The sequence below is a fragment of the Janthinobacterium sp. GW822-FHT07A03 genome, from assembly GCF_058798815.1.
The window spans coordinates 29125-52517 of sequence record NZ_JBXAKW010000017.1 but is presented as its reverse complement, the minus strand read 5'-3'; the positions used below and the strand labels follow the sequence as shown (position 1 = coordinate 52517).

15 protein-coding genes are annotated in these 23393 nt (G+C 65.4%); 11 read left to right on the top strand and 4 right to left on the bottom strand.

Going from position 1 to position 23393, the window contains the following annotated elements; all coding sequences use genetic code 11:
• Positions 1-14 precede the first annotated feature (14 nt).
• Together AC1RJW_RS28820 and AC1RJW_RS28815 are read right to left on the bottom strand one after the other, a co-directional pair.
• A complete protein-coding gene (locus tag AC1RJW_RS28820; protein WP_493047961.1) occupies positions 15-1241 on the bottom strand; it encodes an exonuclease SbcCD subunit D C-terminal domain-containing protein in 1227 nt (408 codons plus the stop codon).
• A 207-nt stretch (positions 1242-1448) separates the two neighbouring features.
• A complete protein-coding gene (locus tag AC1RJW_RS28815) occupies positions 1449-4469 on the bottom strand; it encodes a PAS domain-containing protein (RefSeq protein WP_493047960.1) in 3021 nt (1006 codons plus the stop codon).
• A 273-nt stretch (positions 4470-4742) separates the two neighbouring features.
• Here AC1RJW_RS28815 and AC1RJW_RS28810 point away from each other — a divergent pair, with 273 nt between their 5' ends.
• A complete protein-coding gene (locus AC1RJW_RS28810; RefSeq protein ID WP_034755042.1) occupies positions 4743-5114 on the top strand; it encodes a YajD family HNH nuclease in 372 nt (123 codons plus the stop codon).
• 23 nt (positions 5115-5137) lie between these two features.
• Entirely contained in the window at positions 5138-5806 is a 669-nt protein-coding gene (locus AC1RJW_RS28805) for a response regulator (protein WP_493047959.1), read from the top strand.
• A gap of 62 nt (positions 5807-5868) precedes the next feature.
• On the opposite strand, the gene AC1RJW_RS28800 is transcribed toward AC1RJW_RS28805, so the two are convergent.
• A complete protein-coding gene (locus tag AC1RJW_RS28800) occupies positions 5869-8013 on the bottom strand; it encodes a TonB-dependent receptor domain-containing protein (RefSeq protein ID WP_493047958.1) in 2145 nt (714 codons plus the stop codon).
• A 165-nt stretch (positions 8014-8178) separates the two neighbouring features.
• Between AC1RJW_RS28800 and AC1RJW_RS28795 the strand changes: the two genes are divergently transcribed.
• The 9 genes from AC1RJW_RS28795 to AC1RJW_RS28755 all read left to right on the top strand — a co-directional run bounded on the left by AC1RJW_RS28795 (position 8179) and on the right by AC1RJW_RS28755 (position 22713).
• Entirely contained in the window at positions 8179-9531 is a 1353-nt protein-coding gene (locus tag AC1RJW_RS28795; protein WP_493047957.1) for a sensor histidine kinase, read from the top strand.
• 73 nt (positions 9532-9604) lie between these two features.
• The gene (locus AC1RJW_RS28790) at positions 9605-10888 is read left to right on the top strand and encodes a winged helix-turn-helix domain-containing protein (RefSeq protein WP_493047956.1); all 1284 of its coding nucleotides are present in this window, start codon (positions 9605-9607) and stop codon (positions 10886-10888) included.
• A complete protein-coding gene (locus tag AC1RJW_RS28785) occupies positions 10885-11877 on the top strand; it encodes a DUF2804 domain-containing protein (RefSeq protein ID WP_493047955.1) in 993 nt (330 codons plus the stop codon). The genes AC1RJW_RS28790 and AC1RJW_RS28785 overlap by 4 nt, the downstream gene beginning before the upstream one ends.
• A gap of 108 nt (positions 11878-11985) precedes the next feature.
• The gene (locus tag AC1RJW_RS28780) at positions 11986-14652 is read left to right on the top strand and encodes a bifunctional acetate--CoA ligase family protein/GNAT family N-acetyltransferase (protein WP_493047954.1); all 2667 of its coding nucleotides are present in this window, start codon (positions 11986-11988) and stop codon (positions 14650-14652) included.
• 116 nt (positions 14653-14768) lie between these two features.
• A complete protein-coding gene (locus AC1RJW_RS28775; protein WP_493047953.1) occupies positions 14769-15422 on the top strand; it encodes a hypothetical protein in 654 nt (217 codons plus the stop codon).
• Positions 15423-15614: 192 nt separating this feature from the next.
• Positions 15615-18194, top strand: coding sequence for a DUF349 domain-containing protein (locus AC1RJW_RS28770; RefSeq protein ID WP_493047952.1), 2580 nt, complete (start codon positions 15615-15617; stop codon positions 18192-18194).
• On the top strand, positions 18191-18664 hold the full coding sequence (moaE, locus tag AC1RJW_RS28765; RefSeq protein WP_493047951.1) for a molybdopterin synthase catalytic subunit MoaE: 474 nt from the start codon (positions 18191-18193) through the stop codon (positions 18662-18664). Before AC1RJW_RS28770 ends, moaE begins: the two co-directional genes overlap by 4 nt.
• A gap of 121 nt (positions 18665-18785) precedes the next feature.
• A complete protein-coding gene (clpB, locus tag AC1RJW_RS28760; protein ID WP_230506213.1) occupies positions 18786-21392 on the top strand; it encodes an ATP-dependent chaperone ClpB in 2607 nt (868 codons plus the stop codon).
• Positions 21393-21591: 199 nt separating this feature from the next.
• Positions 21592-22713, top strand: a complete 1122-nt coding sequence (locus AC1RJW_RS28755; RefSeq protein WP_493047949.1) for a polyamine ABC transporter substrate-binding protein — start codon at positions 21592-21594, stop codon at positions 22711-22713.
• A 70-nt stretch (positions 22714-22783) separates the two neighbouring features.
• Here AC1RJW_RS28755 and AC1RJW_RS28750 read toward each other — a convergent pair whose 3' ends face one another.
• Positions 22784-22912: a hypothetical protein gene (locus AC1RJW_RS28750; protein ID WP_256267160.1), complete on the bottom strand. Its 129-nt coding sequence runs from the start codon at positions 22910-22912 to the stop codon at positions 22784-22786.
• Positions 22913-23393 lie beyond the last annotated feature (481 nt).

Sequence of the window (23393 nt, the reverse complement as noted above, 5' to 3'; positions counted from 1 at the left end):
TTCTTCAGGTGCGCTCACGCGCCGGGCAGCAGCAGTTCGGCCAGGGCCGACAGTTGTTCGGGCGGCGCTTCCTTGCCGTATTTTTGCAGGTACAGGCGGCGGAAGATGTCGTCGGGCTGCAGCTGGCCCAATTGGTCGAGCGTCATGTTTTCCGGCGCGCTGCTGCGTGCGGCGCTCGACGTTTCGATCTTCGCCAGGCGCACGGGCTTGCCGTCGAGCGCCGTTTCGATGCGCGTGCGCAGGCCCGGTTCGGGCGCATCGAGGCGCACGCGCACTTCCAGGAACGGTTGCGCCTCGGCCGGTGCGTCCGGCACGTCGAGGGCGGCCAGCTGCGCCAGCACTTCGTTGATGGGCGCCGGCGTGGCCGGTACGCGCAGCAGGGGCACGGCGCGCGGCACGTCGATGGCGCGCACCTCGGTCAGCTGCTCGCCGTCGATATCGAGGCACAGCACCTGGTGCCGGTAATTGACTTCGGCGAAGGACAGGGGAATCGGGCTGCCGCAGTAGCGGATGTGTTCCTGGCCGCCCACGGCTTGCGCCTTGTGCAGATGGCCCAGCGCCGCATACGCGATGGCGGCGTCAAAAATCCCCGAGGGCAGCATTTCCGTGCCGCCGATGACGATGCGGCGTTCGGAATCGTTCGACATTTCGCCGCCCACCATGTGGCAATGGCCCATGGCAAGGATGGCTTGCCCGGGCTGACGGCGCGTCAGCGCCAGGTCGGTCAATTGGCGGTACAGCAGGGCGATGCCGCCCAGGTAGGCGTCCTGGGTGTCGCCGGCCGGCAGTTTCGGCACGTCGCCGGGACGCAGGAAGGGCACGGCCAGGCACCAGGCCTGCACCTGGCCATCGCTGCCGGTGAGCGGCAGCAGCAGGCGTTCCAGGTCGATCTGGCCATCGTCGCCGCGCAGCAAATGGCCGATCACGTGCGTGCCATGCGCGGCCAGCAGGGGGCCGGGCGCTTCCAGCCGTCCCGCCGAATCGTGGTTGCCGGCGACGACGACCAGCTGCAGCGCGGGCAGGCGCGCGCGCGCCTGCTGCAGGAACACATACAGCTGCTTTTGCGACGCGGCGGAAGGATTGGCGTTGTCGAATACGTCGCCTGCCACCAGCAGCACGTCGACCTGCTCCATCACGAGCGTGTCGAGCAGCCAGTCGAGGAAGCGCTGGTGTTCGTAGCCCCTTTCAAAATTGTGCAGGGTCTGGCCCAGATGCCAGTCGGAAGTGTGCAGCAGGCGCATGGTGGGGCAAGGGTAGGGAAGACAGGCGCCAATATAGCTGAAATGAGGCAGGTACTGGAGAATTGAACGAATTTCGAAGAGCGTTTTCGATTTTTATCGATACATCCAGAGTGCCTGAAAAACGTTCAGGGCAAGGCGTAGTGCCGTAGGCAGTACGAATAGTACGGCAAGGCACTGCAACGCAGCCATGGACGTTTTCTCAGGTGCTCAAGCAGTCAGCACGCCGGCCCTGTAGGTATTGCGCCCATCCTGCTTGGCCTGGTACAGCAGCACGTCGGCCCGCTGCAGCAGCACGGCGGGGGAAATGTCTTCGTCGCGGTAGAAGGCCAGGCCGATGCTGGCGGAAATGCGCACGGTGATGCCTTCGAGTTCGAACGGCTGCCGCATGGCGGCGACGATTTTTTCCGCCAGCACGGCCGCGTCGTCGGGCCGGGCGATCTGTTCCATGATGATGGTGAATTCGTCGCCGCCCAGGCGGGCGACGATGTCGGTGGCGCGAATGGTTTGCGTCAGGCGCTGGGCGAAGGCGCGCAGCAGGGCGTCGCCCGTGCCGTGGCCATGCGTGTCATTGACGGGCTTGAAACGGTCGATATCCATGTACATGACGGCCATCAGGTGCTGCTGCCGGCGGCTCGCGTGCATGGCGTCGCTGAGTTTTTGCTGGAAGCCGGCGCGGTTCGACAATCCCGTCAGCGCATCGACCTGGGCCAGCTTCAGCAGGCGCTGTTTCTCGCGCTTTTGCACGGTGATATCCTGGCGCATCACGTGAAAGCCCACCACCTGCAGCCTGTCTTCGCCGATCTGCGGGATGTAGATCACTTCCATGCAGCGCTCGATGCCTTCCTTTTCATCTTCCTCTTCAAAGCTCAGGGTTTCGCCGGCCAGCACCCGTTCGATATACGGCGCCACCGTGCCGTAGCGCGCCTCGCCCACCGTGTCGCGCACGCTCTTGCCCAGCGCCTGGCGGCCCGTCAGGCCGAATTCGCGTTCGTAGGCGATGTTCAGGAAGCGGTAGACCTGGTCGGCGTCGATGTAGGCGATCATGGCCGGCAAGGTGTCGGCGATGGTGCGCAGGCGCGCCTCGCTTTCCAGCAGCGCCACTTCCGATTCGCGCAAGGTGGTGATGTCGTCCAGGCTGCCCACGTAGCCTTCGATCCGGCCGTCGATGAGGATGGGGGCAATCTTGACGGAGACCCAGACCAGCCTGCCGTCGCGCTGCAGGCAGCGCAGGGTGGACTGGAATGGCGCGTGGCTGCGCGTGAGCTGCTCCAGCGCCACGTGCATCAGCGGATAGTCGTCCGGGTGCAGGGTGCTGGTCCAGCCGGCGCCCAGCGCGGCGGCGCGCGGCAGGCCCGTGATCGATTCGAAGGTGCGGTTGACGTAGGTGCAGCGGCGCTGGCGGTCCAGGCGCACCAGCCCGAGCGGCGAGGCGTCGTTGACGGCGGCCAGTTCGGCCTGTTTCTGGCGCAGTTCCAGTTCCTGCTGGCGGCGCTGCGAGATATCCTCGGCGATGCACAGGATATGCTCGATCTGCTGGCGCTCGTCGAACACGGGCACGGAAACGGCGCGCAGGTAGCGCAGGCTGCCATCGCGCAGGCGCAGCGGCTTTTCCGTATGGTCGATGACGCCCCGCTCGGCCAGGATGGCGCGGTCGTCCTCGGCGTCGTGCAGGCCGAAGTCGGGCGGGAAGGCCTGGCAATCGGTCTTGCCGATGACGTCGGCGGCCAGGTGGCCCGTGATGTCTTCGGCCGCCTTGTTCCACACCTCCATCTGGCCGAAATTTTCGGGGCGCGCGCTTTTTACGTAGACCAGCACGGGCAAATGGTCGATCAGCGACTGCAGGAAGCTGCGGTTGTCCTGCAGCGCCAGTTCGTCGTGCTTGCGCGCGCTGATGTCGCGCGAGGTGACGGCCACGCCGTCGGCGATCGGCACCACCTGGTGGCGCAGCCAGCGCGTGCCGCCCGAGGCCAGCGTCAGCTCGAATTCGTCTTCCAGCGGCTGGCCCGTTTCCATCACCAGCACGAAGCGCTTGAAAAAGCGCTCGCCGCGCAGCAGCGGCACCTGCGGCAGCACGCGCTGGCCCAGTAGTTCGGAGCGCGGCTTGCCCAGCATGTCGGCGGCCCGCTCGTTGATGTCGGCGAAAACGAAGTCTTCCACCGGCTTGCCCGGCGCCGGGCGCCAGGCTTTCAGCAGCAGCACGGCATCGAGGCTGGCCTGGTGCGCCGCGCGCAGCAGCGCCTGCGTTTCCTTGGCCTGGCGGATGCTGCGGCGCAGGCGCGCGCTCTGGCGCATCAGCAGGGCCGTAAAGCCGGCAATGAGCACGCTGGCGGCGAGCAGCGCGCCGATATACACCAGCCGGCGGTGTTCGAAGCGCGTCAGGGCGACGGCATGGCTGACGCCGACCACCGCCAGCAGCGGGTAGCGCGGCAGCTCGCGGTAGCTGTAGATGCGCGACGTCGCGTCGACGGGCGGCTCGATCAGCAGTTCTTCCGGCGCATGCTGGGGCGGTCCCGGCATGCGGAAGTCGATGCGGTCGCTGAGAATCAGTTGCTCGCCGATGCGCCCCACCGTCAGACCGCTGTCGCGCGCCACCAGCATCAGCGCGCCCTGCTCGTCGAGGTTCAGGCGGTCGTAATCGTCGACAAAATACGTGGGGTCGACGAGGATGATGATGGCGCCGGCAAAGCGGCCCTGCGCATCGTTCAGGCGGCGCGCCAGGCGGATGGTCCAGTGCTTGCTGTCCGCGTCGAGCATGGGCGTGTCGACCAGGGCCGTGTCGGACGCATTCGCGGCCAGCGCCCTGAAAAAGGCCTGCCTGGCCAGGTTTTCCGGCAAATACGCGTTGGCGCTGTCGATCACGTCGCCGTGGGCGTCGACAAGGGCGATCGGCAGTTCCAGCTTCGAGGGCAGCACGCTGTCGAGCAGGCCCTGGCGGCGCGTGAATTCGTTGAGGCGCAGGGCGCCGTCCGACTCCTCGTATTTGAGCTTGAACAATTGCGTCGCGTGATCGGTCTGGCGCAGGGTGAAACTGGTATGGTCGGCCAGGGTACGCGCCAGCGACTGGCTGACGGCCACGGCGTCGCGCACGGCGCTGGCGCGTTCCTGGCCCACCTGGTAAAAGACGGCCGCCCACAGCGCCAGCAGCAAGATGAGCGCGAACAGGGGCACCAGGCTGAGACGGTACAGGCGGCGGGCAAGGCGTTGCAGGGGTCTTGTTATCGCTATCACGGGCGCTTGCAGGCTAGGGTCATGGAAAGGTGAAGGGCGGCGTGGCGCGCATCATAGCCGAAATATGCTGACCTGCGCGCTGCCTGCTGCCCTAGCGTCTGTTCGTGGTCTGTCGCTGGCCTTATTTTGCGTTAAATCAAGTACCTGTGGGGCCGCGCACGCTAAAAAAAGCACGCCGGGGGTGGCACGGGCTGGCACCGTGGCAGAAAAAGTACAATTGCGCCCCCATCCTCATTAAAATGGACGCTTCTTCCTCCCATATCGAAAGTTGTCATGCAGAGTAAAAAGCCCGACGCGGCAAGACTGGACAAGATCGTGGCCGAAGCGCGCCGCGCCGCCGACCAGCGCGAGAGCGGCTACCGCGAGCGCTCGCTGAAGATGTATCCGTGGGTCTGCGGCCGCTGCATGCGCGAATTTACGCGTGCCAACGTGCAGCAGCTGACGGTGCACCACCGCGACCATAACCACGATAACAATCCGCCCGATGGCAGCAACTGGGAACTGTTGTGCCTGTATTGCCACGACAATGAGCACTCGCGTTACCTGGAAGCGGACCGTGGCGCCGGCCTGCTGTCGGCCGAGGTGGCGCCCGCCACGCACAATCCGTTTGCCGCGCTGGCGGGCCTGATCAAGAAGAAGGACTGAGCGGGCCGTCCGGCTCCCACGCCATGCGCATCCTGCTGACCGAAGACGACCCGCAGCTGGGCCGCGCCACGCAGATCGGCCTGGAACAGGGCGGCTATGCCGTCGACTGGGTCACGAGCGCCGAACACGCGCACACGGCCGTGCGCCTGCACGACTACGGCTGCATCCTGCTCGACCTGGGCTTGCCGGGGCAGGACGGCATGCAGGCGCTGGGTGTGCTGCGCGACAATGGCTACAGCGGCGCCGTGCTGGTCGTCACGGCGCGCGACCAGGTGGGCGAGCGCATCGCCGGCCTCGATGCGGGCGCCGACGACTTCATCGTCAAACCGTTCGACCTCGACGAGCTGGCCGCGCGCATCCGCAGCGCCTGCCGCCGCGCCGCGGGCCGCCTGCGCGAGCATCTCGTGCACGGCGACCTGGTACTCGATATCGCGGACCGTCAGGTGACGCAAGGGGGCGTGCCCGTGATGTTAACCGTGAAGGAATTTCGCATCCTGCAACTGCTGCTGGAACATGGCGGCCGGGTGCTGAGCCGGGAGCAGCTGGAGAAAAACCTGTACAGCTGGGGCGATGAAGTGGAAAGCAACGCCGTGCAAGTGCATATCCACCACCTGCGCAAGAAGCTGGGGCGGGACTTGATACGCACCGTGCATGCGGTCGGCTATTGCATTGATAAAGCGCAAACGGCTTGACGAAAAAACGGGCTACCCTGAGGCAGCCCATTCGATGTTGACGCTGACTGCGCGTTACGGCATCAGAAATCGACGGTGGCCGACAGCCACAAGCGGCGTCCGTCCAGGCTGTTGACGTAGCGGTTGGCGTAGTTCAATGCCGGTGCGCGGTAGGGCTGGTAGTCGATGAAGTCCTTGTTGAGCAGGTTGTACACGGCCGCGTTCAGGGTGACGCGCTGGCTCAGCTGGTAGCTGCTGCCCAGGTGCAGCATGGTGTAGCCCTTGTAGTCGCCCAGCGCGGCCTTGGCGGCGCGCGTGGCGGCCGAGGTGCCCGGATCGCGGAAGCGCTCGCTGCGGTATTCGGCGCGCAGCCAGCCGTTCCACTCGCGCGAGATATCCCACGATAGGCGCGCGTTGACGGCGTGCTTGGGCGTGTCGCTCAGCGGCTTGCCCGCATTGCTGCCGCTCTTCTGTTCGCTTTCCGTGTACGTGTAGTTGGCGCTGGCCGACAAGGTCTTGCCCAGCGGGAAGCGCGTGTTCAGCTCGACGCCGCGCGTGACGGCCTCATCCACGTTGACCGACTGGCCAAACGCATCGACATTGGGCCAGTTGCCGAAGCTGACGCAGCCGGGACGGTTGGGCGATGGACGGTAGCTGCAGTTGACGAGGCCCGTGCCCGTCGTGATCTTGTCCTTGAATGCGTTGTTGAACAGGGAGCCGCTGGCGGTCCAGCCTGCCAGGTTGTCGAAGTAGGCGCCGATTTCCGTTGTCGTGCTCGTTTCCGGCTTCAGGTCCGGGCTGCCGACGAGGGGGATCGTGCCCTGGCCGCCGAAACCGTTGATGCCTGGGGACAATTGTTCCACGCGCGGCGTCTTGTAGCCCTTGCTGACGCCGCCCTTGACGGTCCAGCTCGGTGTCGCGTTCCACACGGCATACGCGCGGGGGCTGGTCTGGCCGCCGAAGATGCTGTGGTCGTCATAGCGGGCGCCGAAGGTCAGCGCGACGTTCTCCAGCACCTGCCATTCGTCTTCCACGAACAGGGCTTTTTGCGTGAATTCGAATTTCTTTGGCGCCACGCCGTCCGTCATGTCCGCCTTCCACCATTGCGCGCCGACGGTGGCCATGTGTTTGCCCAAAGGCATGACCAGCTTGGTGTCGAAGACCTGGCTTTCCACTTCCAGGGTGCGCGCGCTGCCGGCCACGGCGCCCGGCGTGCCGGGCGGAATCGTGCGCCCCAGGGTTTCGGTCTTGTTCACCATGTAGCTGCTGTCGAGCGTGCCGAAGCCGAAGCGGCCCGTGTGCGACAGGGTCCACTGGTCGCGCTGGTATTTCTGCTCGGGACCGTAGCCGCCCTGCAAGCCCAATGTGCCCAGTTGCTGTTTCGAATTGTCGTAGGTCTGGCGGCCCGCGTCGGCGTCGAGGATAACCGTGTGGAAACGGTTGGGCGTGAAGGCCAGGCGCGCGCCGAAGTTGTCGATGTCCGCGCGCACGGGATTGGCGCCCATGTTCGGGGTGACTTCCGCACCGGCCGCGCCGTTGTAGCGGATAGCGGCCGCGTCGCGGCGCTGCTTGCTGCCGCGCAGGGACAGGCCCAGCAGGTCGGTGGCGATGGGTCCGCTCAGGTAGAAGCGGCCGCTTTTCACGTCGCCGAAGTCCGATTCCTGCTGCGCGGTGTAGTCGGCCGAGACGGAACCCATCCACTGCTTGCCCACCTTGCGCGTGATGATGTTGATCACGCCGCCCATGGCGTCCGAGCCGTACAGGGTCGACATGGGGCCGCGGATGATTTCGATGCGCTCGATGGCGGCCAGCGGCGGCATGAAGCTCGTCTGCGTGCCGCCGAAACCGTTCGGCGTGACGTTGCCGGCCGCATTCTGGCGCCGTCCGTCAATCAGCACCAGGGTGTAGTCGCTGGGCATGCCGCGGATGCTGATGTTCATGCTGCCCGTCTTGTCGCCCGCCGCGCCCACGTCGATGCCTTCCACGCTTTCCAGCGCCTGCGTCAGGTTGCCGAAACGCTCCTTCGACAGCTCCTCGCGCGTGAGCACGGTGATCGACGCGGGCGCCTGCTTGATATCCTGCTCGAACCCGGCGGCGGAGACCACCACTTCCGGCATGCTGGCAGGCGTGCCCGTCTGGGCGTAGGCAGGCAGGCAGGACAGGGCGGCGAGCGCCAGGGCCAGGGTGGTGGGACGCGGCAGGCGCGCGCGGCGGGTGCGGTTGGACATGCAAACTCCTGAGGGTTGATTAGTTATTGGTCTGTATTGATTGGGTAATGGGAATCATGAAAGCAATAAGAATCATTTACAATTACGGGCATGGCTTCCCAAAAAATATTTCGCTCCGGATCATGCGCAGAAGTTCTTAAGAGATTCTTAACTGCCGGCGGCGGCGTGCAAACCTGGTCGCTGCGGCGCACCTTGCTGGCCGTGCTGCTGGGCCTGACCCTGGCCCTGTGGGTGGGCAGCGCCGCCATCGTGTACGTGGAAGCGCGCCGCGAAAGCCAGGAATTGTTCGACCAGTCGCTGACCGAGACGGGCCACCTGCTGCTGTCGCTGGTGGAGAAGGATGCGCGCGAACACGGCTTGACGGGGCCCATCGACCTGCCGTTGCGCGGCCAGCCGAATCCCCACCATTATTTGCTGTTCAAGGTGCGCGACGCGCAGCAGCGCGTCTTGTACCGCAACGATGCAGCGTCCGACATCGCCCTGTCGCGCAGCGCGCCCGATGGCCTCTCGTGGACCACGATAGCCGGCCAGCGCTGGCGTCTGTTCTCGCTGTGGAACCCGCAGCGCAGCCTGCAACTGCTGGTGGCCGAGCCGACCAGCCACCGCGACGACATCAGCCGCGGCTTCTTTTACCGCATCGCGCTGTTCGGCCTGCTGCTGGTAGCTTTGGCCACCATCGCCATCTGGTGGAGCATCCACCGCGTGTTTCGCGTGCTGCAGGCGTCGGCCGATGAAGTGTCGGCGCGCACGCCCGATGAACTGGCCGACGTCAGGCTGGCGGGCGCACCGGCCGAACTGCATCCGCTGCTGCTGGAAATTAACCGCCTGTTCGGCAGGGTGCGGCACAGCCGCGACAACGAGCAGCGCTTCACGGCCGATGCGGCGCACGAATTGCGCACGCCGCTGGCCGCCATCAAGACGAATCTGCAAGTGCTGCAGCGGGCCCGCAGCGCGGACGAGCGCGAGGAATTCATCGGCGCCCTGGGCGCCAGCGTGGAGCGCGCCACGCGCCTCGTCAACCAGCTGCTGGCGCTGGCGCAGCTCGATCCGCAGGCGCAAGCCCAGGTGGCGCTGGCGCCGGGCGACCTGGCGCACCTGCTGGCGCAGCAGGCAGCTCAGTGGCAGGCGCTGGCCGCGCCGTACCGGCTGGCGCTGGCCGTAAACGTTGCGCCGGCGCCGTGCACGCTGCATGCGGACAGCCTGCAGATGCTGCTGCGTAACCTGGTCGAGAATGCGCTGCGCTACACGCCGGCACCGGGCGCCGTCGAGATCAGCTGCGGCGTGGAAGACGGGCGCAGCTACCTGCGCGTGGCCGATACGGGACCGGGCATCGCCGAAGAATGGCACGAACGCGTGTTCGAGCGCTTCGTGCGCCTGGGCGGCTCCCAGCTGCCCGGCAGCGGCCTGGGACTGTCCATCGTGCGCCGCATCGCCGAGCGGCATGGCGCGGCCATCGTCCTGAGCGCCGGCTTGCAGGGCAGGGGGCTGGCGGTGAGGCTGGTGTTTCCCGCCGCGTAGTCTGGCCAGCGGCTGCGCGATCCGATAGCGATAAAACGCACAAGGCGCGTGCAGAATGCGGTATCTTTCTGTTATGCACAGACCACATCAGATCCTGCCTCCTGACATCCCCCCGCTCTCGCTGGCCGCCGCCCGTGCGCTGCACCTGGCCGCGCAGGGCCTGCTGCAGGCGCGGCGTAAAAAAGCCGTGAAGACCGACGTGCTGGCCGCCATCCGCCGGATGGGCGTGCTGCAGATCGATACCATCCACGTGGTGGCGCGCAGCCCCTACCTAGTGCTGTGGAGCCGGCTGGGCGACTATCCGCAGCCGTGGCTGGAGCAGTTGCTGGCCGAGGGCGCGCTGTTCGAATACTGGGCGCATGAAGCCTGCTTCGTGCCCATCGAAGACTATGGCTTGTACCGCCACCGCATGCTCGACCCGGCCGCCATGGGCTGGAAGTATTCCGTCAAATGGATGGCCGAGCAGGGCGATGCTGTCGCTTCGGTGCTCGAGCATATCCGCGCCAACGGCGCCGCGCGCTCGGCAGACTTCGAACGCACGGATGGCCAGGCGGGCGGCTGGTGGAGCTGGAAGCCGGAAAAGCGCTCGCTCGAAGTGCTGTTTACCTCGGGCGTGCTGATGATCGCCAGGCGCCATCAGTTCCAGCGCTATTACGACCTGGCCGAACGGGTCCTGCCGGGCTGGCACGACGGCTTGCTGCCGCCCGAGGACCAGGTGCGCCGCCGCCTGCTGCTGGCCAGCGTGAAGGCGCTGGGCCTGGCGCGGGCCAGCTGGATCAGCGACTACTTCCGCACCAAACAGGTGCGCGCCAGCCTGGCGCACGATCTGCAGGCGCTGCTGGACGAGGGCGCGCTGCTGCGCTGCGCGGTGGACGGCTGGAGCGACGCCGTGTACGTGCATGCCGAACATGGGGAGTTGCTGCGCGCGGCGGCTGCCGGCAAGCTGGCGCCAACGCTGACGACGATCCTCTCGCCCTTCGACCCCGTGGTCTGGGACCGGCGCCGCGCGCTGGAATTGTTCGATTTCGACTACCGGCTCGAATGCTATACGCCTGCCGAAAAGCGCCGCTATGGCTATTTCACGTTACCGATCTTGCGCCGCGGCGCGCTCGTAGGGCGCCTGGACGCCAAGGCGCACCGCGCGCAGGGACGCTTCGAGATCAAGTCGCTGGCGCTGGAAGAGGGCGTGCGCCTCAGCCCCCGCCTGGTGCAGGACGTGGCCGGCGCCGTGCGGCGGCTGGCGCTCTGGCATGCCTGCCCTGCGATTGATATAGCGCAAGTGCAGCCGGCAGCCTTCGGCGCGCAGCTGGCCCAGGCGCTGCAGGATGGCGGCCGCGGGGAAAGGCGGGCCGCATGATGCTGCCGCCGGCCCCGCCCGCGCTGCTCGACGCCGATGGCGTGCCATGTTTCGGCCGCTACACGGGCCAGCTGGACGCTTACGACTGGGCCGCGCTGGCGCCGCCGTACGCGCGCGGCGCCCTCTGGCGGCTGTTCCACCACAAACGCTGGCACTACGTGGCCCTGTCGACACCGGCCGTGTTCTGCGGCGTGGCCATCGTCGACCTGGGCTGGACCAGCACGGCCTTCGCCTATGCCTTCGACCGCCACAAGGGCAAGATCGTGGCCAGTTTTTCGCAGGATGGCATTCCCGGCCTGTGCGCCACGCTGGCGCCGCATGCGGGGGCCAGCAGCCGTTTCCGTTTTTTGTCGCAAAAGATCAGCATCGAAGCCCAGCCGCAGCAGCGCTACCGCCTGCGGCTCGAGTGCGGCCACTTCGGCATCGATGCGGAATTCGGCCCGCCCGTGGCGCCCACCCTGCTGGCCGTGGGACCCGTGGGCGAGGGCGGCAGCGTGCATGCGACGCAAAAGTCGGGCGGCCTGCCATTGTGGGGCAGCGTGCGCTGCGGCGCCGTCGGCTACAGCCTGGACGATGGCGTGGCCAGCTTCGATTATTCGAACGGCTTGCTGGCGCGCGAGACGGAATGGCGCTGGGCTTCGGCGCACAGCCTGGACCTCGGTTTCAACCTGCAGGCTGGCTATTTCGGCGCGCACGAAAACGCGCTGTGGCTCGATGGCCAGCTGTATCCGCTGGGCCGTGCGCATTTCGACTTCAATCCCGACAACCCGCTGGCGCCGTGGCACGTATGGACGGACGACGATCTGCTGGACCTGCACTTCAAGCCGGAAGGCGCGCGGCGTGAGGACAAAAACCTGTGGATCGCCGCCAGCCGCTACATCCAGCCTATCGGCACGTTCAGCGGCTGGGTGCGCACCAGCGCGGACTCGCCCAAGCGCATCGTGGCGCAGCTGGCGGGCGTGACGGAAAGCCACCGCTCGCGCTGGTAGGCGCATGGTTTTTTGCGAAACGCGCGACAAGGTCAAATTTTTTTGGCAAGGCATCCGATACACTGGGGGAGTACCTTTAGCCACTCCGGCAAACCATGAGGCCAGAACATGAGTATCCGTAATCTCGACAAGCTGTTCAAGCCGGCCTCGGTGGCCCTGATCGGCGCCACGGCGCGCGAACGCAAGCTGGGCGCCATCGCCCTGTACAACCTGCTGGGCGGCGGCTACCAGGGCGATATTTGGCCCGTCAACCCCAAGTACGACGAGCTGATGGGCCTGAAATGCTACCGCAAGCTGGCGCAGCTGCCCAAGGCGCCGGACCTGGCCATCATCTGCACGCCGCCCGCCACCATCACGGCCCTGATCCGCGAACTGGGCGCGCTGGGTACGCGCGCCGCCATCGTCATGACGTCGGGCCTCGATCCCGTGCGCGAGCAGTCGCTGCGCCTGGCCATGCTGAAGGCGGCCAAGCCGCATTTGCTGCGCATCCTCGGCCCCAACAGCATGGGCCTGCTGGTGCCCAAACTGGGCTTGAACGCCAGCTTCGCCCACGTCGGGGCGACGGCCGGCAAGATTGCCTTCGTGTCGCAGTCGGGCGCGCTGGTGTCGGGCGTGCTCGACTGGGCCAACGCGCACGGCGTGGGCTTTTCCAAGTTCATTTCGCTGGGCGCCAGCTACGACATCGATTTCGGCGACCTGCTCGATTACCTGGCCGGCGACGTCGACACGGCCGCCATCCTGCTGTACATGGAAGACATCCAGGCGGCGCGCAAATTCATGTCGGCGGCGCGGGCCGCCGCGCGCAGCAAGCCCGTGATCGTGCTGAAGGCGGGGCGCGAGGCGGAAGGCGCGGCCATGGCGGCCTGGCATACGGGCGCGCTGGCCGGTTCCGATGCCGTCTACGACGCGGCCATCCGCCGCGCCGGCATGCTGCGCGTGTATTCGGCCGAGGAACTGTTCGACGCCGTGGAAACGCTCACGCATATCCGCTCGCAGCGCGGCGAGCGCCTGGCGATCCTGTGCAATGGCGGCGGCCTGGGCGTGATGGCCACCGATGCGCTGGTGGGCAGCGGCGGCAAGCTGGCCGAGCTGTCGCCCGATACCGTGATCGCGCTGGAAAAGGCGCTGCCACGGGGCTGGTCGCACGATAACCCCGTCGGCTTGCCCGGCGACGCGGCCGTGCAGCGCTATGCCGACGCCATCAAGCCCCTGCTCGACGAGCCGCAGGCGGACGCCTTGCTGCTGCTGCACGCGCCCACGGCCATGGTCTCGTCGATCGACATCGCCGAAGCCGTCACGCCGCTGATCAAGGCCACCTCGCGCACGGTGCTGTCGTGCCTCCTGGGCGGCACCACCGTGGCGCCCGCGCGCCAGGTCTTCAATCGCGCCGGCATTCCCACCTACGACACGCCGGAAAAAGCCGTGCATGGCTTCATGCAGATCGTGCAGTACCGGCGCAACCAGGAAACCCTGATGCAGGTGCCGGCGCAGCTGCCCATGTCGGCCACGCCGCGCCGCGCCAGGGTGCGCGAGATCGTCGCCGCCGCGCTGGCGGCCGGCCAGACGGTGCTCGGCGAATGCCGCTCGAAGGAGATTCTGGCCGCCTACGGCATTCCCGTGGCCACCACGCGCATGGCGGCCGACGTGGAAGAGGCGCTGGCCGTGGCGGCGGACATCGGTTATCCCGTCGCGCTGAAGATCCATTCGCCCGACATCGCCCACAAATCCGACGTGGGCGGCGTGGCGCTCGACCTCGACACGCCCGACATCCTGCGCACGGCCGCCGCCGCCATGCTCAAGCGCGTGCGCCGCATGCGGCCCGACGCGCTGATCGACGGTTTTACGGTGCAGCAGATGGCGCGCCGGCCGCAATCGCATGAATTGATCGTCGGCGTCACGACGGACGCCGCCTTCGGCCCCGTGATCCTGGTGGGGCAGGGCGGCATCGCCGTGGAAGTGACGGCCGACCATGCGATCGGCCTGCCGCCGCTGAACATGGTGCTGGCGCGCGACATGCTGGCGCGCACGCGCGTGTCGAAACTGCTGGCCGGCTACCGCAACCAGCCGCCGGCCGACATCGACGCCATCTGCTACACGCTGATCCAGGTGGCCGAACTGGTGGCCGACATCGGCGAGCTGGCCGAACTCGACATCAACCCGCTGGTGGCCGACGCGGACGGCGTGATCGCCCTCGACGCGCGCATCCGCCTGCAGCCGGGCCAGCAGCGCGACCGCTTGGCCATCCGCCCGTATCCGCAGGAACTGGAAGAGCAGGTGACGTGGATGGGGCAATCCATCCTGCTGCGCCCCATCCGCCCCGAGGACGCGCCGCAGCACATGGAGCTGTTCCACGCGCTGGACCCGGACGACGTGCGCCTGCGCTTCTTCACGTCCATGCGCGAATTGCCCGTGTCGCAGCTGGCGCGCCTGACGCAGATCGATTACGACCGCGCCATGGCCTTCATCGCCACCCACACGGGGCAGGACGGCAAGCCGGAAACCCTGGGCGTGGTGCGCGCCGTGGCCGACCCGGACAATATCCACGCCGATTTCGCCATCGCCGTGCGCTCGGCCCTGAAGGGCAAGGGCCTGGGCCACATCCTGTTCGAAAAGCTGGTCGACTATTTCCGCAGCCGCGGCACGGAAGCGCTGGTGGGCGAGGCGATGGCGCGCAACAAGGGCATGCAGCGGCTGGTGAAAAGCTTTGGCGGCGAGGTCACGCCGTCGGAAGAGCCGGGCGTCGTCAACCTGCATATCGGCTTGCGCGCGCCGTAAAAGAAAGCGCGGCTGGCCCGCCGAGGGTTTGTGCAGGATCAAACCCATCCCTGTCGGTAGTCTTTACACTTTCACTTCCAGGATCAGACATCCAGCGCGTTTTCGGGAGTGAGTGCATGCTTACGGCAACATATATATTGGTTTCCCTGTCGGTGGAACAGGCCAGCATCCGCATGAGCCTGCTGGCCTTTCAGAAGTACATGCATGTGCAGCTGCGCCAGCAAAGCAGGCTCAGCCTGGCGCAGCTGCAGTACGCGGGCGACTGGCTGAACCGGTTGTACCAGGGCGGCTACTGGCGCAAGGTGGAAATGTATCTGGTGCCCGCCATCCGCCAGGCCGCGCCGCATGCGGACGGCTTGCTCGATGAGCTCAATGGCTTGAACCACGTGGCGCTGGAAAGCATCAATGTGGTGCAGCAGCGCGCGGGCGCCGCCATCGACCATTCCGAATTGCAGGCCGAGCAGCTGTGCGCGGCCATCGACGCCTTTTGCGCGGCCTTGCTGCAGCGTCTGGAAAAAGAAGAGCGCGAACTGTTCGCGCTGGCGCGCAAGGTCATCGTGGGCGAAGCGTGGTTTGCCATCGCCTACCAGTTCCTCGCCCACGATGCGCGCGCGCAGGAAGCGCGCCGTGGCAAGGCGCAGGTGCTGCCCTTTGTCTTGCCAGCGCCTTTGCCAGCGCCGCTGCCGGCAACCGGCGGCGCTGAAGCGGCAGCCGATGGTGGCGCGTCCGCGTTGCCGGTGGCGGCACAGCCGCTGCGTGCGCAGGCTTGAACGGGTAGCGAGCACACACCCCGACAAGCGGAGTTTGCTGTAGGCACTTTGGGTATGCTGGCTGGCGAGCTGTCATAGGAAAAAATAGAGGAAAAAGATTCGCTTTATTCATTTGATAACTTGTTCAGTCCTGTCCGATGCAATACCCCGGGCTTTGTTATGATGGTGGTTTTGATCCACGCGAAACCCGTCATGTTCGAATTTCTCTTCAAGCGTTCTGCCAGCAAGACTGCCGTCCCCGATCCTGTCGTGGCAGAACAGGCCGCCGCCTCGGCGCAGAGCGCATCGCGCCGCGCCGAACAGGTTGCGCGTGCCCATGCCGTGGCGGGCGACGAAGCCGCCGCCTGTGAATTCATCCTGTCCAGCGAATTTGCCGATGCCCGCCTGATCGCGGCCGAACACGTCCATAGCTTGCCCCTGCTGGAAAAAGTCCACCACGCCATGCGCAATACGGACCGCCGCGTTGCCAAGCTGATGCAGGGGCGCATTGACCTGATCCGCCATCAGGCGGCCGAGACGCAGCGCGCCCAGGCCAGCATCGAGACGGCCCAGCGCCTGTTGAGCGATGACAAGCTGAGCCCGAACCAGGTAGCCGAGCTGGACCGCCAATGGCAGGTCATCAAGGCCACGGCCGAGCTGGAGACCGCCTTTGCCGCCGCGCGCGCCGCGCTGGCCGCCCGCCTGGAAGCGCAAGTGGTGCTGCAGCGCGCCGTGATCGACGCCGTGGGTGCCATGCGCGCGCTGGCCAGCAATGGCCAGTCCGCCGGGGAGCTGGCGCAGGCGCTGGCCCGCCTGGACGCGGAACATGCGCAGCATGCGCAATCGCCGGAGCGTGCTTCCTTGCCGAAACATCTGGAACTTGACTTTACGCAAGCGCGCGAGCAGGCGCAGTCCGCCTTGCAGGCGCTGCAGCAGCACCAGGCCGTGTTCGACGCGCGCCAGGCCGCGCTGGCCGAATGGCAGGCGCAGGATGCCGCCGCCCTGGACGCCGATGTGCTGAAACGTAGCTGGCAAGCCTTGCCGCGCCTGCCTGAATCGAGTCTGTCCGACAGCCTGCAGCAGCAATTTGCGGCCCTGCTGGCCAGTGCGCCAGCGCCGGCCGTCACCGCCGCAGCCGTGGATGCGCCAGCGCATGCGGAACCGGCGCCGCGCAAGCCGCGCCAGGAGCACGCCCCCGTGTCGAAGGAAGCGACGGAACAGTTCTTCAAGACGCTCGACGCCATGGAAGCGGCGCTGCAGGAAGGCTTGCTGCACCTGGCCTCCGAGCACGACAAGACATTGCGCGATAGCAAACATGGCCGTTTGACGCCCGCGCAAGCGGACCGCCTGGCCCATGTGCGTGCGCAATTCAAGCAATTGGCCGACTGGGCGCGCTGGGGCGGCAACGTGTCGCGCGAAGAACTGGTCAAGGCGGGCGAGGAATTGCCGGCGCAACAATTGCCGATGGCCGAGCTGGCCAAGAAGGTGGGCAGCCTGCGCGAGCGCTGGAAGTCGCTCGACACCCTGTCCGGCCCCGCACCGAAATCCCTGTGGGAGCGTTTCGACGCCGCCTGCAGCGTGGCGTATGCGCCGGCGGCCCAGCATTTCAAGCAACTGGCGGAAGAGCGCCACGGCAATGCGGCCAAGGCCCAGGAATTGATCGCCGAAACGGCGGCCCTGGCGGCCGAAGAGAGTACCGACTGGAAACATGTTGCTTCCGCCTCGCAGCGTTTGCGCCAGGCGTGGACGCGCCTGGGCACCATCGACCGCAAGGAAAAGAAACGCCTGGATACGGAGTTCGGCGCCGCGCTGGACGCCCTGTCGAAGCCGCTGGACACGCAGCGCCAGATCGAGACGGCGCGCCGCGAGCAATTGATCGTCGAAGTGGGCCTGCTCAAGCCATCGGAGCGCAACACGGTCGACATGCTGAAAGCCTTGCAGGACAAATGGCAGGAGCTGGCGAAAGCCCTGCCGCTGGAACGCCGTGCGGAACAGGCGCTGTGGCAGCGTTTTCGCGCCGCCTGCGACGATATCTTCGCCAAGCGCAAGGAAACGGCCCACGCGGCCGACCACGAGCGCCGCGAACACCTGCATGCGCGCGAAGCGCTGTGCGCCGCGCTGGAAACGGCCGTCGTGCCCGAGGGCGACGACAAGGCCCGCACGGCCTTCATCAATCATTTGCTGCGCGACACGCGCGCCGCCTGGAATGCCACCGGCCCCGTGCCGCGCGCCAGCGAAGCGAAGATCGAGCAGCGCTACCAGGCGGCTGTTGCTGGCGTGCAAGCGCAGGCGGACGCTATCGCCGAACGCGCCGGCGCGGCCCAGGCCAACGCCTTGCGTGACAAGCTGCGCCTGGTGCAATCGCTGGAAGCCGCACTGGCCGATGGCGGCGACGGCGCCGACGCGCAAGCGTGGTCCGAGCGCTGGAGCGCCTTGCCGCCGCTGGACGCCCAGTACGAACGCAGCCTGCAGCAGCGCTTTGCCGCCGCCCAGGCCGCGCTGGGCGAGGGCGCTGCCGCCTACGTGCGTCAATTGCAGGCTAACCAGGAACGCTTGCTCGCTGAAGTGTTGCGCCTGGAAATCGTCGCCGGCGTCGACAGCGGCGCCGAATTTGCCCGCGACCGCCTGAAGATGCAGGTGGAAGTGCTGCAATCGTCGCTCAAATCGGGCCAGAAGCCGCTCACGCAAGTGTCGCAGCTGATGCAGCTGTGCGCGATTGCCGCCGACACCGATGCGCGCACGGCCAGCCGCATCGAAACCCTGCTGCGCCGCATTGGAGGCAATGCCAAATGAATACCAGCGTCCGCGTCCAGCAAGCCGATTTTGACTTGAGTCAAGAAATCGCACAATTGCGTGCAGGCAACCCCAAGGTGGGCGCCGTCGTCGGCTTCGTCGGCACGGTGCGCGACATGAACGAGGGACTGGACGTGGCCGCCATGGAGCTCGAGCACTATCCGGGCATGACGGAAAAGTCCATCGAAGCCATCATCGAGCAGGCGCGGGAGCGCTGGCCCCTGTCCGGCGCACTGGTGATCCACCGCGTGGGGCCCTTGCTGCCGCAGGAGCAGATCGTGCTGGTGGCGGTCTCTTCCGCCCACCGGGGCGAGGCGTTTGCCGCCTGCGAATTCATCATCGACTACCTGAAGACGGAAGCGCCGTTCTGGAAGAAGGAAGACACGCCGGAAGGCGCGCGCTGGGTCGATGCGCGCGACAGCGACGAGACGGCCCTGGACAAGTGGGCCGTAAAAGCCGGCCCCATTTGAGTTGTATCTGCCGCGCACGCTAGCATTTGCTCAAGTGCAGCGGTTTTCTGCTTTGTGTATGCTTGAAAAGTACTGCCTCACCCCAATTTGGTTAACAACTAATTAACCGGGAGCGCTTTTCATGCGACAAGACAAACTCACTACCAAATTACAGGAAGCCCTGGCCGATGCGCAAAGCTTGGCCGTGGGCAACGACAATCCCTATATCGAACCAGTCCACCTGCTGACGGCCCTGTTGAACCAGGACGACGGCGGCGCCCGCTCGCTCTTGCAGCGGGCCGGCGTCAACGTGGGCGGCCTGTCCAAGGCCCTGGGCGCCTCGATCGAACGCTTGCCGAAGGTCTCCGGCACGGGCGGCGACGTGCAGGTCAGCCGCGAATTCGTGGCCCTGCTGAACCTGGCCGACAAGGAATCGCAAAAGGCGGGCGACCAGTTCGTGTCCAGCGAAATGGTCTTGCTGGCCATGACGGACGATAAGTCCGACTGCGGTAAGCTGGCGCGCGAAAACGGCCTGACCCGCAAGGCGCTGGAAGCAGCCATCGACGCCGTACGCGGCGGCAACAAGGTCGATTCGCAGGAAGCCGAAGGCCAGCGCGAAGCCTTGAAAAAATACACCTTGGACCTGACGGAGCGGGCGCGCAAGGGCAAGCTCGACCCTGTGATTGGCCGCGACGATGAAATCCGCCGCACCATCCAGATCCTGCAGCGCCGCAGCAAGAACAATCCCGTGCTGATCGGCGAGCCGGGCGTGGGCAAGACGGCCATCGTCGAAGGCCTGGCGCAGCGCATCGTCAACGGCGAAGTGCCCGAGTCGCTGAAAGGCAAGCGCGTGCTGGCGCTGGACATGGCCGCCCTGGTTGCCGGTGCCAAGTTCCGCGGCGAGTTCGAAGAGCGCCTGAAGTCCGTGCTGAAGGAACTGGCCATGGATGAAGGGCAAACCATCGTCTTCATCGACGAGATGCACACCATGGTGGGCGCGGGCAAGGCCGACGGCGCGATGGATGCCGGCAATATGCTGAAACCGGCGCTGGCGCGCGGCGAGCTGCACTGCGTGGGCGCCACCACGCTTGACGAGTACCGCAAGTACATCGAGAAGGATGCCGCGCTCGAACGCCGCTTCCAGAAAGTGCTCGTCGACGAACCGACCGTGGAGGCGACGATCGCCATCCTGCGCGGCTTGCAGGACAAATACGCGCTGCACCACAAGGTGGAAATCACGGACGCGGCCATCATTGCCGCCGCCGAGTTGTCGCACCGCTACATCACGGACCGCTTCCTGCCCGACAAGGCGATCGACCTGATCGACGAGGCGGCGGCGAAGATCAAGATCGAGATCGATTCGAAGCCGGAAGTGATGGACAAGCTGGAACGCCGTTTGATCCAGCTCAAGATCGAGCGCGAAGCCGTCAAGAAGGAAAAGGACGAAGCATCCTTGCGTCGCCTGGGCCTGATCGAGGAAGAAATCCTCAAGCTGCAGCGCGAATACAATGACTTCGAGGAAATCCTGAAGGCGGAAAAGGCCGTGGTGCAGGGCAGCACGCACATCAAGGAAGAGATCGAGCAAGTCAAGCTGCAGATGGAGCAGGCCACGCGCGAGAGCAACTGGCAGAAAGTGTCGGAATTGCAATACGGCAAGCTGCCGCAATTGGAAGCCCAGCTCAAGCAGGCTGACAGCGGCATCCCGAAACTCGACCCTGACCAGCCGAAACTGCTGCGCACGGAAGTGGGCGCCGAGGAAATCGCCGAAGTGGTGTCGCGCGCGACGGGTATTCCCGTGTCGCGCATGATGCAGGGCGAGCGCGACAAGCTGCTGCACATCGAAGAGAAGCTGCATGAGCGCGTCGTGGGCCAGGATGAAGCGATCACGGCCGTGGCCGACGCCATCCGCCGCTCGCGCGCCGGCTTGTCGGACCCGAACCGTCCGTATGGTTCCTTCATGTTCCTGGGACCGACGGGTGTCGGTAAGACCGAGCTGAGCAAGGCGCTGGCGACCTTCCTGTTCGATACGGAAGAATCGATGATCCGCATCGACATGAGCGAGTTCATGGAGAAGCATTCCGTGGCCCGTCTGATCGGCGCGCCGCCCGGCTATGTGGGCTACGACGAGGGCGGCTACCTGACGGAAGCCGTGCGCCGCAAGCCGTACAGCGTGATCCTGCTCGATGAAGTGGAAAAGGCGCATGCCGACGTCTTCAACGTGCTGCTGCAGGTGCTCGACGATGGACGCATGACGGACGGCCAGGGCCGCACGGTGGACTTCAAGAATACCGTCATCATCATGACCTCGAACCTGGGTTCGCACAAGATCCAGGCCATGGAAAGCGATGATCCCGGTGTGGTGAAGCTGGCCGTGATGGCCGAGGTACGCTCGCACTTCCGTCCCGAGTTCGTCAACCGCATCGATGAAATCGTCGTGTTCCACGGCCTCGACGAGAAGAATATCGGCGCGATCGCGAAGATCCAGCTGAAAATCCTCGAAGAACGCCTGGAACGCATGGACATGCAGCTGAGCCTGACGGACGCCGCACTGCAGCAAATCGCCGAAGCGGGCTACGACCCGGTGTATGGCGCCCGTCCGCTGAAGCGGGCGATCCAGCAGCAGATCGAAAATCCGCTGTCGAAGCTGATCCTCGAAGGCCGCTTCGGCCCGAAAGACGAGATCCGCATCGACGCCCAGAACGGCAACCTGGTGTTTACGGGGGCGCAGGTGGGGCTGGACAAGGTGTAATGTTGACCCCAGCGGCGAAAGGCTGGGGTCGGACCCTCAGGGGGCATGCGGCGCATGCCGATTCCGGAGGAACCGACCTCGGTGTTTGCGGTGGGGTTGATTTAGCAGTAATAAGCAAGGGCGCGATCGGGCTAGACCTGATCGCGCCCTTCTTGCTATCATCGTCACTATTTTCTGACTAATTTTCGGAGGCGGTACGATGGCAAACACATGGCAGGCAGGACGGCGCATTGGACTGGGACTGGCCTTGGCGGCGGCCATGCTGGCATTGTCTGCCCAGGCTCAGGCGCAGGAAGAGAAGGTCCTGAACATCTATAACTGGTCGGACTATATCGGCGACGATACGATCAAGAATTTTGAGAAGGAAACGGGCATCAAGGTGCGCTACGACGTTTTCGACAATAACGAAATCCTCAATGCGAAACTGGTGGCGGGCAAGTCCGGCTACGACATCGTCGTGCCGACGGCCCAGTGGGCGCGCCTGCAGATCGATGCGGGCCTGCTGCGCAAGCTCGACAAGAGCAAGCTGACCAACCTGGGCAACCTGGACCCGAACCTGCAGGCGAAGCTGTCGAAGATCGACCCGAACAACGACTACCTGGTCGACTGGCTGTGGGGCTACACGACGGTGGGCATCAACGTCAACAAGGTCAAGGCCGCGCTGGGCAGCCTGCCCATGCCTGACAACGCCTGGGATCTGATCTTCGACCCGAAATACGCGGCCAAGCTGAAATCGTGCGGCGTGTCCTTCCTCGACTCGCCGTCGGAAGTGCTGCCGGCAGCCCTGCAATACCTGGGCAAGCCCGCGTACTCGAAAACGGCCGCCGACTACCAGGAAGCGGGCAAGGTGCTGCAGGCGATCCGTCCCTACGTGACCCTGTTCAGCTCGTCAGGCTATATCAATGACATGGCCAACGGTTCCGTCTGCGTGGCGCTGGGCTGGTCGGGCGACATCAATATCGCGCGCCAGCGCGCCATCGACGCGAAGAATGGCAACGTGATCCAGGTGCTGGTGCCGAAGACGGCCGCCCTGATGTTCGACACCATGGCCATTCCCGCCGATGCGCCGCACCCGAACAATGCGCACCTGTTCATCAACTATATCCTGCGCCCGCAAGTGCATGCCAGCCTGAGCAACAAGGTGTTCTACGCGAATCCGAATCCGGCCAGCATCAAATATGTGCGCAAGGACATCGGCGAGAACAAGGCCATCTTCCTGCCGGACGCCGACAAGCAGCGCATGGCGGCGCCAGAAGCGACCACGGCCGATATCCGCCGGTTGATGACGCGCATCTATACGAAGTTCAAGACGGGAGTGTAAATGCAAGGATGGCGCGAGAGACGGGCCTGTAGGCCGTCGCTGGCGCCATGCGATAGTGCCGAGGTGAGCGCTACTCGTGGTAGCGGTCCATCAGCTTGTGGTGGCTGCCGCGCATTTCTTCGACCAGTTCAAAGGCGACAAAGCCGATGATGGCGGCGAAGATGGCGATGAAGAGAAAAACGAGGAAGGTGATTAACATGGTCTTTCAGCCGCCGTTGGACGGCCGTCCGCTGGGTTGCTCAATGTGCCGGAGCAGCGCTCCAGCACGTAGTTGATGCAATTAAACTCTAGCAGATCGGCAGCGCTTTACAAGGCTGCTGAGTTGTAATTCCCACCAGTATTTGTCCCAGCGCACTTTTTGCGCATTTTCTGCTTCAGCCCCCTTATTTCACCACCCTCATTTCACCACCAGATCATGCGCCATCACGGCTTTTAAGTAGACGCTGATCGGGTCGCCGGGTTCGCGCTGGGAGAACCCTGTCCATCCTGCGCTGGCCTTGCGCATTTCCCTGTATGACTACTTCTATTTCACCACCAGATCATGCGCCATCACGGCTTTTAAGTAGACGCTGATCGGGTCGCCCGGTTCGCGTTGCGGGAACCTGTCCATCCTGCGCTGGCCTTGCGCATTTCCCTGTATGACTACTTCTATTTCACCACCAGATCATGCGCCATCACGG